Below are 15608 nucleotides of genomic sequence, written 5' to 3' on the forward strand. Positions count from 1 at the left end.
CCCGCAATACCCCTCGCTTGCGATTCCGTTGCAGCGGTGTCGCGATTGCGCGGCGCAGCGTCAAGCGGGACCTTTGACGGCGGCGATCAGGAATTCGACATTGCCCTCGGGTCCGGTGATCGGGCTTTCGACCAGATCGACGACCGCCCAGCCTTCGCCCTCCAGCCAGCTCCGCACCTCGGTGCACACGCGCGCATGCACCGCGGCATCGCGGACGACGCCCTTCTTGCCGATCTCGCCGCGTTCGGCCTCGAACTGCGGCTTGATCAGCGCGACCAAGCGCGCGCCGTCCTTCGCGAAGGACATCGGCACCGGCAGCACCTTTGCCAAGGCGATGAAGCTCGCGTCGCAGACGATCAGGTCGATCGTCTCGGGGATATGCGTCGCCGTCAGGATGCGCGCGCTCGTCTGTTCATGGACGATGACACGGTCGTCCTGCCGCAGCTTCCAGGCGAGCTGGTTGGTCCCCGAATCGACGGCATAGACGCGGGCGGCGCCGCGGCCGAGCAGCACGTCGGTGAAGCCGCCGGTCGAGGATCCGACATCGATCGCGACCGCGCCCGCCACGTCCCAGCCGAGATGCGCCAGCGCATGGTCGAGCTTGACCCCGCCGCGCGACACCCAGGGATGGTCGCGGCCCTTGACGCTGACGTCGGCATCGGCGGCGACCTGCTGCCCCGCCTTGTCGACCTTGCGATCGCCGATAAAGGCGAGGCCGGCGAGGATCAGCGCCTGCGCCCGCGTCCGGCTTTCGGCGAGGCCTAAGTCGACAAGCAACTGGTCGGCGCGAACCTTGGCCATCAGCGCTCGGCCAGACCGGTAAGCGTGCCGGGCGTCAGGATTTGCGGCAGGATCTCGGGCTTGTCGGCGCCGGGGGCGTACCAGAGATAGAGCGGCACGCTGTTGCGGCCATGCTCGGCCAATGTGCGGGTGATGACGGGGTCGCCATTGGTCCAGTCGCCGACGAGGGTGACGACGCCCTTCGCCTTGAAAGCCTCCTGCACCGCCTCGCGGTTGATCGCGCCCGCCTCGTTCGCCTTGCACGACAGGCACCAGTCAGCGGTGAAATAGACGAAGACGGGCTTGCCCGAGGCGCGGGCAGTGGTGAGGGCTTCGGGGGAAAAACGGTCGCCAGCGATGGTCGATTCGGCATCGTTCCGAGCGGCATGGACCAGCCCTCTTCCGCTGATCGCCGTGATGGCGACCGCGACGAAGAGGAAAAAGAGAACAGCCCGCCGACCCGCCTGTCCGCGCTGTTGCCGTCCGAGCGCGTTAAAGAACACGATGGACCAGATGATGGCGGCGAGCGCCGACTGCCATCCTGCGTTACCGGCCTGTCGCCACAGCAGCCACGCGAGCGCCAGTGCCGTCAGCCCCATCGGCAGCGCCATCCATTTGCGGAAGGTCGCCATCCACGGTCCCGGCTTGGGCAGGCGGCGGCGTAGCGCGGGAAGGAAACCGATAGCGAGGAAGGGGAGGGCCAGCCCGAGCCCGAGCCCGCCGAAGATCGGCAGCGCGGCCCAGGCCGGAAGCACCAGCGTCGCGCCAAGCGCGGCACCGAGCAGCGGCCCGCTGCACGGGGTCGCAACGAAAGCCGCGAGCGCGCCGGTCCAGAAGCCGCCCGCCGCGCCGCCCCGGTCCGCGAGCTTTTGCCCGCCGCCGAAGGACGGCAGTTCGTAGGTGCCGAGCAGGTTGAGCGTGATCGCGATCGCGAGCAGCAGCAGGATGAACACGCTCAGCGGATGCTGCAATTGGAACGCCCAGCCGACCTGCTCGCCTGCCGCGCGCAGCGCGAGCAGTAGGCCGCCGAGCGCGAGGCTGACCAGCACCGCGCCCGCGGTGTAGGCGAGCGCCTCGACCTTCGCTTCGCGCGCGTCGCCGCCCGAGCGCGCGAGGCTGAGCGCCTTGAGGCTGAGGATCGGGAAGACGCACGGCATCAGGTTGAGGATCAGTCCGCCAAGGATCGCACCGCCGAGCGCGGCCCAAAACAGCCCCATGTCGATACCCGGCTTGGCGACCGCGATCGGTTCGCCGACTGCACGCACGGCTGCCGGTTCGAACACCACCGTCAGCCCGCGCCCGTCGGCGAGCTTGACCAGCCCCTGCACCTGCCCGGTGGCGTCGCCATTGGCGCGGGTTTCGACGATGATCCAGTCGCCGTTGCGGCTGAAATTTTGCGGGGCGGGATAGTCGATCAGATTCTGCGTCTCGAGGAACAGGTGCGGCGCGTCGATTGCCGTGCCCTCGGGCAGCGGGATGCCGAAGCGCAAGGTCTGGCCGCGGCGCTCCCACGTCCCCGGGCGGTCGAGCGGCTGCGGCAGCCGCGCGCGCCAGGCGTCGAAGCGCGTGCGCGATACGGCCGGGATTGTCCCGTCGCCCGCGGTCAGCTTGACCGAAATCACTGCCTTTTCGGGGACGCACACCTTGTCGGTGCAGGCAAGCCAGTTGGCGATGCCCGACAGGGTCAGGTCGGTGCCCGGCGCGACGCTCTTGTCGATGCGGACGTCGGCGAGCAGCGCATAGGGATGCTCATAGACATGGTTCATCATGCCGAACAGCATCAGCGCCTCGGGCACCGGGTAGCGGAAGGGGGCGACGGTCACGCCGTCGGGCAGGTTCCAGTCGACCGACATGCCGAACCCGGCATCGCCGCCGTTGAGCCAATAGCCGTGCCAGCCCTTGGCGGGCGTCATGCTCAGCGCCAGCGTCGATGTCGTGCCCGGCGCGGGCGCCGGCGACTCGGCGATCAGTTCGGGCGTGATGTTCACCGGCTGCGCGCGGGCGGGGGCGAGGGCGAGCATCGCCAGCGCCAGCATGGCGAGCAGCGTGCGCCAAGCCCCTGTCACAAAAGCGTCCCTGCTGCGATCCATGCCCGTCCTATGTCCATCCATCGTTCGAGGCTTGCCATATAGGCGGCTTTCGTCGAGAGGACAGCCCGCGCTGACACCCCCTGTATCGGAGAAGCCGCCCGTGAAGATGAAATATCTCAACACCGCCCTCGCCGCCGCGCTTTGTGTCGCCGGAACCGGTGCCAGCTTCGCGCAGGATGCGGCCGCGCCTGTACAGAAGGTCACCGCGCAGACGCCGCCGCCCAAGCTGATCGTCATGGTCGCGGTCGATCAGTTTTCGGCCGACATCTTCGCCGAATATCGTGGTAAATTCACTTGGGGCCTCGCGCGGCTTGCCTCGGGCGTCGTCTTCCCCGCCGGCTATCAGTCGCATGGCGCGACCGAAACCTGCCCGGGCCATTCGACGATCCTGACCGGCAACCACCCCGCGCACACCGGGATCATCGCGAACAATTATTTCGACCTGTCGACGCCGCGCGACGACAAGCGCGTCTATTGCGCCGAGGATGAGAGCGTCGCGGGGACGACGTCGGGCAGCGGCAAATATGCCGCCTCGGTCAAGCATCTGCTCGTCCCGACGCTCGGCGACCTGATGAAGGCGCGCGATCCCCGGACACAGGTCGTGTCGGTTGCGGGCAAGGACCGCGCCGCGATCATGATGGGCGGGCACCAGGCCGACGAACTGATGTGGCTCGTTCCCACCGGCCTCACCAGCTATCGCGGCACCGCGCTGTCGCCGGTCGCGACGCAGGCCGGCGCAGCGATCGCCGCCGCGATGGCGCAGCCGCGTCCCGGCCTCACGCTGCCTGCCGATTGCGCCGCCAAGGACATCGCGATCCCCATCGACAAGGGTGGCACCGTCGGCACCGGCCGTCTGGCGCGAGACGCCAATAATTTCCGCGGCTTCATGGCCTCGCCCGAAGCCGATGGCGCGGTCCTCGCGACCGCCGCCGCGCTGCGACAGACGCGCAAGATGGGCGAGGGCGACACCACCGACCTGCTCATCGTCGGGCTGTCGGCGACCGACTATGTCGGCCACACTTATGGCACCGAGGGCAGTGAAATGTGCCTGCAGATGGCGGGTCTCGACCGCGAACTCGGCGATTTCTTCGCGCGGCTCGATGCAAGCGGCATCGACTATGCGGTCGCGCTGACCGCCGACCATGGCGGCCACGACCTGCCCGAGCGCAACCGCCAGAATGCCTGGCCCGCCGCCGAGCGCGTCGACCGCGGACTCGACGCCGACCAGCTGGGCAAGGCGGTCGCCGAAAAGCTCGGCCTGCCGCAACCTTTGCTCTATAGCGACGGCCCGTTCGGCGACATGTATCTGTCGAAGGCGCTGACCCCGGCGCAGCGCAAGGCGGCGTCGGCCGAACTGCTCGCCCGCTGGCGCGCGCATCCGCAGGTCGAGGCGGTGGTGACCGGCGAGGAGCTGGCGAAATATCCGATCTCGAAACGCGCGCCCGACGTCTGGTCGATGATGGACAAGCTGCGGGCGTCCTACAATCCGCAGCGTTCGGGCGATTTCATCGTCGTGCTCAAACCGCGCGTGACCCCGATCCCCGAATCCGGCCTTGGCTATGTCGCGACGCACGGATCGGTGTGGGATTATGACCGGCGCGTACCGATGCTGTTCTGGCGCAAGGGGCTGGCCGGTTTTGAACAGCCCAATGCGGTGATGACGGTCGATATTCTCCCCACGCTGGCCGGGCTGATCGACCTGCCGGTGGACGCCACCAAGATCGACGGCCGCTGCCTCGACCTGCTTTCGGGTCCGGACAGCAGCTGTCGGTAACAACGAAAAGAAAAGACCATGACCAAGACATTGCGGACTTTTTCCGGCCAGCTGTTGCTGGTCGGCTGCGGCAACATGGCTGGTGCGATGCTCGACCGCTGGCTGGCCGCGGGGCTCGATCCCGCGCAGGTCGCGATCGTCGATCCGGCGGCGGCCCCGCGCGAAGGCATCGTCCAATATGCCGCACTCGCCGAATGGCAGGCGGCGGGCGGCGATGCCGACTGGATCATGCTCGGCATGAAGCCGCAGCAACTCGGCGAAGTCGCGGGCGAACTCGCGCCGCAGGTGACCGACGACGTCCATCTGCTCTCGATCCTCGCCGGGGTGTCGTTGACCGATCTTGTCGCGCGTTTTCCAAATGCCCGCGCACAGGTGCGCATCCTGCCGAACCTCGCAGCGCGGATCGGCGCCGGGGTGTCGGCGGTCGCCAGCCTTGGCCGGACCGACGATAAGGCGGTCACCGCGCTGCTGAAACCCCTCGGCCAGGTCGTGCCGCTCGCCGACGATTCGACGATGGATCTGGTCACCGCCTTCACCGGCAGCGGCCCGGCTTTCGTCTTTCGCCTGATCGAAGCCTATGCTGCGGCCGGCGAACGGCTTGGCCTGTCGAGCGAGGACGCGCTGGCGCTGGCGCTGGCGACCTTCGGCGGCTCGACCGCGCTGCTCGCCGACAGCGGGGAAAAGCCGGGGGTGCTCGTCGCACAGGTCGCGAGCAAGGGCGGCACGACGCAGGCGGGGCTCGACATCCTCGACGAGGGTGGCCAGCTCGTCGCGCTGATGACCAATGTGCTGCGCGCCGCGCGCGATCGTGGCCGCGAACTCGCGGATCTGGCGCGCGGGGAAGGCTGACGACGCCCTCCGCGAAGGCGGGGCCGTTGTCGGCATATCTCAGCCTCGCCGTGTCGAACTTCTAGCGGCCCCCGCCTACGCGGGGACGACGCTCAGTTTTCGCTCCCCAATTTGCCGACCCGTTCGCGCTCGCGGGCCGGAAGCAACGCCTCGCTGACCTGCCAGAAGCCCGTCACCGCCTGTTGTCCCGCATGGGTATAGGCGCGGCTCATCGCGTCGCGCAGCAGCGCGAAGATCGCCGCCTCGATCGCGCGGCCTTCGTCGGTCAGCCGCAGCTCCTTTTGCCGCCGGTCGCGGCCGCCGGGACGCGTCGTCAGCAGTTCGCGCGCCTCGAGGTCCTTCACCACACGTCCCAGCGACTGTTTGGTGATGCCGAGCAGGGCGAGCAGGTCCGAAATCGCGAGGCCGGGCTGGCGCGCGATAAAATAGAGCGCGCGGTAATGGGCGCGGCCCAATTCCTGCTCGGCCAGCCGCGCGTCGATCGTGCGCCACAGCGACGCATGGGCGAAAAACAGAAACTCGATGCCGCGGCGAACCTCTTCCTCGCGCAAGAAAAGAGCCGAAGCGCTGGGTACTTGTGAAAGAAAATTGTCGTCGGGCATAGTCACTAGCGTTGCGCGAAGGGCCGCGCTTTGGCAAGAGGCGCGCTCCATTGACCCCCTAGCTTCAAGGTTGATCCATGTCCGCTCCCGCCTTCGCCCGTCTGCCGCACCCCAATCCCGTCGCGGACGACGACCGCGCGGCGGCGATCGCCGATCCGGTGTTCGGGCGTGTCTTCACCGATCATATGGTGTCGATTCGTTATACCGAGGGGCAGGGCTGGCACGACGCGCAGGTGATGCCGCGCGGCCCGCTGACGCTCGACCCCGCGACCGCGGTGCTCCATTATGCGCAGGAAATCTTCGAGGGGCTGAAAGCCTATCGGCTCGACGACGGGTCGATGGCGCTGTTCCGCGTCGAGGCCAATGCCGCGCGCTTCAATGCCAGTGCGCGGCGCATGGCGATGGCCGAACTGCCCGAGGAACTGTTCATCGCCGCGGTCAAGGAAGCCGTGGCCGCCGACGCCCGCTGGTTTCCGCCGGTCGACGGCGGCGCGCTGTACCTGCGCCCCTTCATGTTCGCGAGCGAGGTGTTCCTCGGCGTCAAGCCGGCCGCCGAATATCAGTTCCTCGTCATCATTTCGCCGGTCGGCAATTATTTCCGCTCGGGCGCCCCGGCGATCTCGCTCTGGGTGTCGGAGGATTACACCCGCGCCGCGCCCGGCGGCACGGGTGCCGCCAAATGCGGCGGCAATTATGCATCGAGCCTTGTCGCGCAGCGCGAGGCGATCGCCAAGGGTCACGATCAGGTCGTCTTCCTCGACGCCGCCGAGCATCGCTGGATCGAGGAACTGGGCGGCATGAACATGTTCTTCGTGTTCGACGACGGCAGCATCGTCACCCCGCCGCTGACCGGCACGATCCTGCCGGGGATCACGCGCGACGCGATCATCACGCTGGCGCGCGACGCCGGGCTGACGGTGCGCGAGGAACCCTATGCGATCGACCAGTGGCAGGCCGATGCGGAAAGCGGCAAGCTGACCGAAAGCTTCGCCTGCGGTACCGCCGCGGTGGTGACCCCGGTGGGCAAGGTGACGCGCGGCGAGAGCAGCTTCACGATCGGTGCGGGCGGCCCCGGACAGGTGACCGCGATGCTCAAGGACAAGCTCGTCGACATCCAGCGCGGCCGTTCGGCCGACCCGCATGGCTGGGTGACGCGGCTCTAAGCCCGCCTTGCCATTCATGCACCCGGCGCTATAGAGCGCCCTCGCACCGGCCCGTTGGGGCGTCGCCAAGTGGTAAGGCAGCGGCTTTTGATGCCGCCATTCGCAGGTTCGAATCCTGCCGCCCCAGCCAGCCGGTGTGACCAGGCCACGCGGCTTTTCACAGGCGTGCCTTGCGCTCCATCTGCGCTGTTTGCGCCCGTGTAAGGCGGCTCCCGAGAGTGGCTATTTTCGACCAACAATCGAATATCGGCGCTTCGGCATTGTCTCGCTCAACAGTCTATTGGGGCGGGTCGGCATGAACCACGTTGCCGTGCCAACTGCGGAACTCATGCTCGCGTGTGTCGACGATGAACTCGTGCCGGTGCGTCGGATATTTGTTGACCTGCCGAAAAGTGACGCGTGTCACGCCTTCGATACGATAGATGTTTTCGATCGTGGCGGTCATCGCGCGCTGATCCTTGGCATACATATGCGCGAGCAGATTATACGCCCCGGTCTTCATCGCGCAGCCCGAGCAGCGATCCATGCCGGCGATTGCCTTGTACGCCGCGCTCAGATGCAGGGGATGCACCTCGATATACATCCAGCCGAATATCCGCATGTTCGTGGCGGCGACGTCGATCAGCAGCCCATATGTAATCAGCCCGGAGTCGGTGAGGCGTTTCAGCCGCTTGCGAATGGCGGCTTCCGACAGCTCGAGCTGCCGGCCGATCGCGCGATTGCTCGTTCGCCCATCGTCATGAAGCAAGGCCATGATGCGCCGGTCGATCGCGTCGGGGATGAACGATCCGCTCACAGTGATGCGATGCCCTGCTTGATGCACGCTTCGCCGATCGAAACGTCCGCGGCGATTCCACTGACCCCGGCTATGGTGCCGATCCTGTTCTCGATCAGGTCGCGAAGGTCGGCGGCGCTCTGCACGAACACCATCACCTGAAGGAAGGGATTCTCGAAAAAGAGCGAGATCGAAAAGACATTCTCGATCTTGCCGACGTCTGCCGCAATCCTTTCGGCATCCCCGAACGCGCAGCTCACATCGATCCAGCCCAATACGCCATAGCCGGCCTTGACGATATTTTGCTGAACCGAAAGCTTGATCACCTTCTCGCGGATCAACGTGTCGATGCGGACCGATATGGTACTCTCGGCCACGCCGAGTTTTACCGCCAGGTCACGGTTGGACGTCTGGGGCGCGTGCGCGAGAATCGCGATGATTTGCCGGTCGACCGAATCCAGACGTTTGTTCGAACCCATATGCCTCCCTCGACGTCACCGCGAGCCGGATCGCCTGAGGCGGGCATGATACCAAGCTGCCCGTAACTCAAGAAAATTCTGCGATTATCGCATATGGTACCAAATGTACGAATAATGCGTTCCAAAAACCATTTGACAGGTTCGCATACATCGAAGAACATGAGCCTCGACAAAAGCTCGACAATGAGCAGTGGCCGCGATGGGAGCGGCTGACACAGCCGCCGTAGCGCGGCGGTCGATGGGAGAGGGAAAGCCATGAATCCGAAATCCGTGCACCAAGTCCGCTTTTTGCTGGCGAGGAGCCTGCTGCCGCTGGCCCTGGCATATCCGCTGGCCGCCGAGGCGCAGGATGCTGCGACACCCGCGGAAGCGGCCGACACGTCGACCGACGCCACCGACGGCGACATCGTCGTCACCGCGCGCCGGCGCGAGGAAGGGTTGAGCCGCACGCCGGTCGCGGTTTCGGTGCTGACCAGCGATGCGTTGCAGTCGCGCAGCATCAATTCGGAAGCCGACCTGCAGACCGCGACTCCCGGCCTGATCGTTCGCTCGACGCAGGGTAGCAGCCAGTTCAGCTATGCGATCCGCGGCCAGTCGATCGATGCGTTCAGCGTGTCCCAGCCCGGCGTGTTGACCTATGTGAACGAGTTCCAGACCAACGCGCTGAGCGCGGGATCGCTGTACGACCTCGCCTCGGTACAGGTGCTCAAGGGGCCGCAGGGGACCCTGTTCGGACGCAACACGACCGGCGGTGCGGTGCTCTTTTCGACGGCGGACCCCGAATTCGATGCGGTCCGCGGCTTTGCGCGCGGCCGTGTCGGCAATCTGGGAGCTTGGCAGGCCGAGGGGATGCTGAACGTCCCGCTCGGCGACAGCGCCGGCCTCCGCGTGGCGGGCATGATCGACCAGCGCGACGGCTTCGTGCGCAATCTCGTCAATGGCGAACGTCTCAACGATATCGATCGCTGGTCGGTGCGCGCCTCGCTCAGTTTCGAGATCGGCGATAAGATCGAGTCGAAGTTCGTCGCGCAATATGGGCGCACGAAGGGCAATGGCGATCCGCTTCTGGCCTTCTCCGCGAACGAACCCGGGTCGGTCGGGCCGAATGGGCAGGTGCTTCCCGCGACGCTGACCACTTTCTACAGTCCGATACTCGACACGCTGGCCGGACCGGGCGCCTATGCGGCGCTGCGGGCCGCCTATCCGGGAAGCCCGGCGGGCGGTTACGGCGAATATGTCTCGATCCAGCGCGCGCTGGGCAATCGCGCGACCTATCTCGACGCCGAGACGGGGCTTGATGCCAAAAGCGCCTTCATCATCAACACGACCACGATCGCGATCTCGGACAGCGCCGAGATCAAGAATATCGCCGGCTATTCGTACAACCGCAACGTCTCGCTGTTCGACCAGGACGGCAGCCCGCTTCCCTTTTACGGGCGCGTGCAGACGCTCAATCGCGTCGAATCGCTGTCCGAGGAATTGCAGCTGTCGGGCGAGGCGATCGACAACCGGCTGAACTATATCGTCGGCATCTATTATTCGAACGAGAAACGGACGAGCGGGCAGGACTTCAACTATTTCGATCTCGGCCCCGTCGCCAATCCGATCCTCGGCCCGGTCTTCGGCGGCAGCCTGCCGCTCGGCAATCGTCTCGAGGGTGATTTTGACATCTCGAGCATCGGCGCGTTCGCGCAGCTGTCGTTCAAGCTGACCGACGAGTTGAGCGCGACGGGCGGCATCCGCTACACGCAGGAGCGAAACAAGTTCACCGAGGTGTCGGGTTTCGCGCCCTTCTATCCGGCGGGGATCGTTGAAAAACGCAAGGACAGCGAACCGAGCTGGACGCTTGGCCTCGAATATCAGGCGACGCCCTCGCTCTTCTTCTACGGCACCTATCGCGGCAGCTGGCGCGGCGGCGGCTTCAACTACAACGCACCGCCGGTCAACGCGATCGCCGAACTCGGCGGCAACACCTTCAACCCCGAGAAGATCGAGGATGTCGAATTCGGCGCGAAGTTCAACGGCCATCTCGGCACGGTGCGCACGCGCGCCAATCTCGCTGTCTACAAAAGCTGGGTCGATGGCATCCAGCGCATCGCCTATCTGACCTTCCCCGATGTCGGGCCTGGCGGTGCGACCGTCAACGCCGACGGTGCCATATTCCAGGGGGTCGAGTTCGATGCCGAGGTCACGCTGGCACCCGGCGTGGTGATCGGCGGTTCGTTCAACCACACCGATCCCAAATATCGCGGCGACACGCAGCAGACGCTGTTCGGCACCTTCATCGATTTCACGACCTTCGCCGATGTGACCAGATATTCGGGCAGCGGCTACATCGACGTGACCGCGCCGCTCGGGGGGAACACGGGCGAACTGCGCGCGCGCCTCGATGTCTATGCCCAGTCGAGCCTCTATTTCTCGAACTATGGCAAGAGCGGCGCGCCGGGGACGCTGCTTCCTTCCTATGAGTTGGTGAACGCGCGGATCGGGCTCGACAATATCGGCGGGTCGGGGGTCTCGGCAGCCCTTTTTGCCAAGAACATCTTCGACAAGGAATATTTCGTGGGTGGCATCGGGCTCGGCACTGCGGGCGGATACAATCTCGCCGTGCCGGGCGAACCGCGCACCTATGGCGTCGACGTCAGCTTCCGCTTCTGACTCCTCCCCCCTGTCCCGGCCAGCGCCTGGCCGGGACGTCTTTCCCCCGGAGTGAAATCCATGATCGAACTCGATGCGATCGTCATCGGTGCCGGCATGTCGGGCATGTACCAGCTTCATCTTCTGCGCGGCCTGGGACTCACCGTCCAGGCGCTGGAGGCGGGCAGCGAAGTGGGCGGTACCTGGTACTGGAACCGCTATCCCGGCTGCCGCTTCGATTCCGAAAGCTACAGCTATTGCTTCTCGTTCGACGAGGAGATGCTGCAGGAGTGGGACTGGAGCGAGCATTTCGCGCCGCAGCCCGAGACGTTCGCCTATCTTCGGCGCGTCGCCGACAAGCTCGACCTGCGAAAGGATATCCGCTTCGCGACGCGAGTGGTGTCGGCGCACTGGGACGAGGCGGACGGTCGCTGGGTGGTACGATGCGACGACGGCTATGCGGTGCGCGCCAAATATCTGGTGACCGCCATCGGAATATTGTCGATCCCGGTCATTCCCGATTTTCCGGGACGCGGCAGTTTCGCAGGAGCGTCTTTCCACACGTCCGACTGGCCGCGCGGCGGCATCGATCTGGCCGGAAAGCGGGTCGCCGTGGTCGGTACCGGCGCGACCGGGATCCAGGTCATCCAGGAGGTGGCCAAGATCGCGGGCCACCTTACCGTGGTGCAAAAGGAACCCAATTGGAGCAAGCCGCTCTGCAACGCGCCGATCACGCCCGATGAAATGGCGGACATCAAGGCGCGCTATGCCGATATTTTCGAGTCCTGCCGGAGCAGCGACGCGGGCTTTCTCCACAATTGGGACCCGCGTTCGACGTCGGACGTCAGCGATGCGGAACGCGAGGCGTTCTACGAACAAAAATATGGCGAGCGCGGCTTCGCCTTCTGGCTGAGCAATTTCGCCGACCTGTCGGTCGATGAAAAGGCCGCGCGGCTCGCGAGCGACTTTCTGGCGCGCAAGATCCGCGAGCGCGTGACGGACCCCAAAACGGCCGAGAAACTGATTCCCACCGACCATCTCTTCGGCACCCGGCGGGTGCCGATGGAGACCGGCTATTACGAGGTGTTCAACCAGCCCAATGTCGACCTCGTCGACGTCAACGCCGACCCGCTGCGCGCGATCACGCCGGGCGGCATGACATTCGACAGCGGGTTCGTGCCGCTCGATGTCATCATCTATGCAACCGGCTTCGACGCGGTACGCGGAGCGTTCGACCGCATCGAGATCGTGGGGCAGGGCGGCCTCACGCTGCGGGAGAAGTGGGACGACGGTCCCGTCACCTTCCTCGGGCTGCAGAGCCACGGCTTTCCGAACTTCTTCATGATCGTCGGCCCGCACAGCGGCGCGACCTTCTGCAACGTACCGCGCTGCGCCGAGCAGAATGTCGAATTCATCGCCGACCTTGTCGGGCATATGGAGCGCCGCGGCCTGGCACGATGCGAGGCGACGGTGGCGGCCGAGCAGGACTGGACAAAACAGGTTCTCGACCAGGCCGACCTCCTGCTCGCCGGCAAGACCAACAGCTGGTTCACCGGGATCAATCACAACATCGCCGGGCGAAACGAACGGAAGATGCTCCTCTACACGCTGGGGCAGCAATTTTTCCTGCAGGTCTGCCGCGAGACGGTCGAGCAAGATTATCGCGGCTTCGACATGGCGCCCGCGCGTTCGGCCGCCTGAACGCCCGCAAAGGAGAGGACCATGCCCAGCGACGCCTTCCAATCCCTCGTCGAACAATTGTTCGCTTCGCCCATGCCGACCGACATTATGGAAATGCGCGAGGCGTACCGCGCCATGGGCGACGCCTTCCCGCTCCCGCCCGATGTCCTGGTCGAAAGGGCGACGCTCGGCGGCCGGCCTGCCGAATGGCTTAGCGTGGCGAACGCGCCCAGCCACGCGATCCTGCTCGTCCACGGCGGCGGCTATTGCATCGGCGGGCTGGACTCGCACCGCCACCTCGGCGGCGAGATCGCGCGGCAGACGGGCAGCCGGGTGGCGGTGATCGATTATCGCCTCGCGCCCGAACACGCCTATCCCGCCGGGCTCGAGGATCTGAAGCGCGCCTATTCCGACCTGCTGGCAGGGGCGGACGGCGAGAAGATCGCCCTTGTCGGCGACAGCGCCGGCGCGGGGCTGGTAATGGCCCTGGTGGCCGAACTGCTGCGCGAACAGCGCCCGCTGCCGGCAAGCATCTATTGCATGTCGCCCTGGGCCGACCTTTCGGACACCGCGACATCGCGAACCTTGAAGCGCGACGTCGATCCGCTCGCCAACGCCGACCTGCTCGCGCGGATGGCCGGCTTTTACGCTGGCGACATCGCGGTCAGCGATCCGCGTGTTTCTCCCGCCTTCGCCGATTTTCGCGGTTGCCCCCCGGTCTTCATCCAGGCGGGGACCGCCGAGGTGCTGATGGACGACGCGCTCAACCTCGCGAAGTCGCTGGGGGATGCCGACGTCGACGTCGATGTCGAACTGCGCGCGGACATGGTCCATGTCTGGCCCTGGTTCTTTCCCGCGATCCCCGAGGGCGCCGAAGCGCTTGCGCGCGCCTGCGGCTTCCTCTCGCGCCACTTTGGCGGGGACGCCTGATCATGGCGCCCGCTGTCCGCCGTCCCCCGCAGAAAGGCCTCCCCGATGCTTGACGATGTGATGCCCGCCGCCGAGGACGATCTCGAATGGGCACGCGCCAAATATGGTGCCGAACGCGACAAACGTGCGGGACGCCACGGTCGGACCGCGTATCGCACGCTCGATACCGGGATGGCGATCGACCTTGCCGACACCTATATCCCGCGTATCGAGCGCGAAGTACGCGACGAGCAGGTCGGGGCGCTTGTCATCGGCGCGGGCTTTGCCGGGCTGATCGCGGCGATCGAGATGCACCGATGCGGCATCGGACCGATCCGCATTCTCGATACGGCGGGGGACTTTGGCGGAGTGTGGTACTGGAACCGCTACCCTGGCGCCCAGTGCGACGTCGAATCCTACATCTATCTGCCGTACCTTGAGGAAACCGACTATATTCCCAGGGAGAAATATTCGCACCAGCCCGAAATCCTCGCGCATGCCCGGCGGTTGGGGCAGCATTTCGACCTTTATAAGGATGCGCTGTTTCATACCGGCGTGACCGATGTGCGCTGGTCCGACGCGGAGCGCTGGACGGTGCGCACCGACCGCGGCGACACGATCCGGTCCAATTTCGTCGTCATGGCGGGCGGCGGCCAGGACCAGCCGCGGCTTCCCGATCTTCCGGGCCTCGACGCCTTTCGCGGCCGCATCTTCCACAGTTGCCGATGGGACTATGATTATACCGGCGGCGACGCGTCGGGCAATTGTACCGGGCTGGAGGGCAAGCGGGTGGCGGTCGTCGGGACCGGTGCTTCGGCGGTGCAGGTCGTCCCCTATATCGCGCCGTCGGCTGCGCATCTTTACGTCCTTCAGCGCACCCCGGTCGTTGTGGGCGAGCGACTGAACAGACCGACCGATCCCGCCTGGGCGGCGACGCTCGAGCCGGGCTGGCAGGATCGCCGGATGCTCAACTATTCGACGCTCGTGCTCGGCGGCCAGCAGGACGAGGATCTGGTCGACGATGGCTGGACGCACGCGACCGCGGAGCTTGCGAGCGTCTATGGCGGCGACCGGAAGGAAAGCGATGTTTCGGCCGAGGCGGCCGCGGAAGCCGCCGAGCGCGCCGACCTTCGTTATATGGCGAAACTTCGCGGCCGTATCGACCGCGTGGTCCACAAGGACGCGGCCGCCGCGCTGCTGAAACCATGGTACCGCTATTTCTGCAAGCGACCCACTTTCAACGACCTCTATCTGCCCACCTTCAACCGGGACAATGTCGAGCTTGTCGACGTGAGCGGAGCCGCCGGCCTGGAACGGCTCACCGAGGCGGGGTTCGTCGTCGACGGGACCGAATATCCCGTCGATGCGATCATCTTCGCCTCGGGCTTTGCCAGCGACCTGTCCTCCCGCAAGGGTTATGAGATCGCCGGGCGCGGCGGGGTGACCCTGCGCGAGCATTGGCGCGACGGCGCGCGGTCGCTCCACGGGTCGCTGATCCACGGCTTTCCCAACCTGTTCCTGATGGGAACGGTGCATGTCGGGCTCACGATCAATTATACCGAGATGATGCTGCGCCAGGGGCGCCATCTTGCCCGGACGATCGAGCTGGTGCGCGAACGCGGCTTCGACGAGATCGAAGCGAGCGCGCAGGCCGAGGATGATTATGTCGAAGCGATCGTGGAAGCCCGCGAGGCCGATGTCGCCTTTCACTCGGCCTGCACGCCGGGCTATTTCAACAATGAGGGCATGCCAGTGAAGCGCGGCAAGGGGCTCACCGACGCCGTTTACCCCGGCGGTCTTTTCGCCTGGGTCGAGATGGTCACCGACTGGCGCGAGCATCAGGGCTTTGCCGGCGCGACGCTCCGGTGAT

At 65.8% G+C, this 15608-nt stretch carries 12 protein-coding genes and 1 tRNA gene; 8 read left to right on the forward strand and 5 right to left on the reverse strand.

The window, feature by feature from the left end; all coding sequences use genetic code 11:
- Positions 1-60: 60 nt before the first annotated feature.
- Positions 61-801, reverse strand: a complete 741-nt coding sequence (locus AC07U1_RS10565) for a TlyA family RNA methyltransferase (protein WP_495176557.1) — start codon at positions 799-801, stop codon at positions 61-63.
- Positions 801-2870, reverse strand: a complete 2070-nt coding sequence (locus AC07U1_RS10570; RefSeq protein ID WP_495176556.1) for a protein-disulfide reductase DsbD family protein — start codon at positions 2868-2870, stop codon at positions 801-803. Before AC07U1_RS10570 ends, AC07U1_RS10565 begins: the two co-directional genes overlap by 1 nt.
- A gap of 106 nt (positions 2871-2976) precedes the next feature.
- Between AC07U1_RS10570 and AC07U1_RS10575 the strand changes: the two genes are divergently transcribed.
- Positions 2977-4644 carry an alkaline phosphatase family protein gene (locus AC07U1_RS10575; RefSeq protein WP_495177462.1) on the forward strand — a complete coding sequence of 556 codons (1668 nt, stop codon included), beginning with the start codon at positions 2977-2979 and terminating at the stop codon, positions 4642-4644.
- Positions 4645-4662: 18 nt separating this feature from the next.
- Positions 4663-5493: a pyrroline-5-carboxylate reductase gene (gene proC / locus AC07U1_RS10580; protein ID WP_492736663.1), complete on the forward strand. Its 831-nt coding sequence runs from the start codon at positions 4663-4665 to the stop codon at positions 5491-5493.
- 92 nt (positions 5494-5585) lie between these two features.
- Here proC and AC07U1_RS10585 read toward each other — a convergent pair whose 3' ends face one another.
- Positions 5586-6095, reverse strand: coding sequence for a MarR family winged helix-turn-helix transcriptional regulator (locus AC07U1_RS10585; RefSeq protein WP_187140871.1), 510 nt, complete (start codon positions 6093-6095; stop codon positions 5586-5588).
- A 77-nt stretch (positions 6096-6172) separates the two neighbouring features.
- Here AC07U1_RS10585 and AC07U1_RS10590 point away from each other — a divergent pair, with 77 nt between their 5' ends.
- Entirely contained in the window at positions 6173-7258 is a 1086-nt protein-coding gene (locus AC07U1_RS10590; protein ID WP_495176555.1) for a branched-chain amino acid aminotransferase, read from the forward strand.
- Positions 7259-7313: 55 nt separating this feature from the next.
- A tRNA-Gln gene (locus AC07U1_RS10595) sits at positions 7314-7388 on the forward strand.
- A gap of 147 nt (positions 7389-7535) precedes the next feature.
- On the opposite strand, the gene AC07U1_RS10600 is transcribed toward AC07U1_RS10595, so the two are convergent.
- Positions 7536-8054, reverse strand: a complete 519-nt coding sequence (locus tag AC07U1_RS10600; RefSeq protein ID WP_187140869.1) for an Lrp/AsnC family transcriptional regulator — start codon at positions 8052-8054, stop codon at positions 7536-7538.
- A complete protein-coding gene (locus AC07U1_RS10605; protein ID WP_495176554.1) occupies positions 8051-8512 on the reverse strand; it encodes an Lrp/AsnC family transcriptional regulator in 462 nt (153 codons plus the stop codon). The genes AC07U1_RS10600 and AC07U1_RS10605 overlap by 4 nt, the downstream gene beginning before the upstream one ends.
- Before the next feature lie 255 nt (positions 8513-8767).
- Between AC07U1_RS10605 and AC07U1_RS10610 the strand changes: the two genes are divergently transcribed.
- Genes AC07U1_RS10610 through AC07U1_RS10625 form a run of 4 tightly spaced genes read left to right on the forward strand, consistent with a single transcriptional unit; the run spans position 8768 to position 15607 of the window.
- Positions 8768-11170: a TonB-dependent receptor gene (locus tag AC07U1_RS10610; RefSeq protein WP_495176553.1), complete on the forward strand. Its 2403-nt coding sequence runs from the start codon at positions 8768-8770 to the stop codon at positions 11168-11170.
- A 60-nt stretch (positions 11171-11230) separates the two neighbouring features.
- Positions 11231-12850: a flavin-containing monooxygenase gene (locus tag AC07U1_RS10615; protein WP_495176552.1), complete on the forward strand. Its 1620-nt coding sequence runs from the start codon at positions 11231-11233 to the stop codon at positions 12848-12850.
- Positions 12851-12871: 21 nt separating this feature from the next.
- On the forward strand, positions 12872-13759 hold the full coding sequence (locus AC07U1_RS10620; protein ID WP_495176551.1) for an alpha/beta hydrolase: 888 nt from the start codon (positions 12872-12874) through the stop codon (positions 13757-13759).
- Between the two features lie 45 nt (positions 13760-13804).
- A complete protein-coding gene (locus AC07U1_RS10625) occupies positions 13805-15607 on the forward strand; it encodes a flavin-containing monooxygenase (protein ID WP_495176550.1) in 1803 nt (600 codons plus the stop codon).
- The last annotated feature ends 1 nt before the right edge of the window (position 15608 follow it).

It is taken from the genome of Sphingopyxis sp. GW821-FHT02C12 (assembly GCF_059421785.1).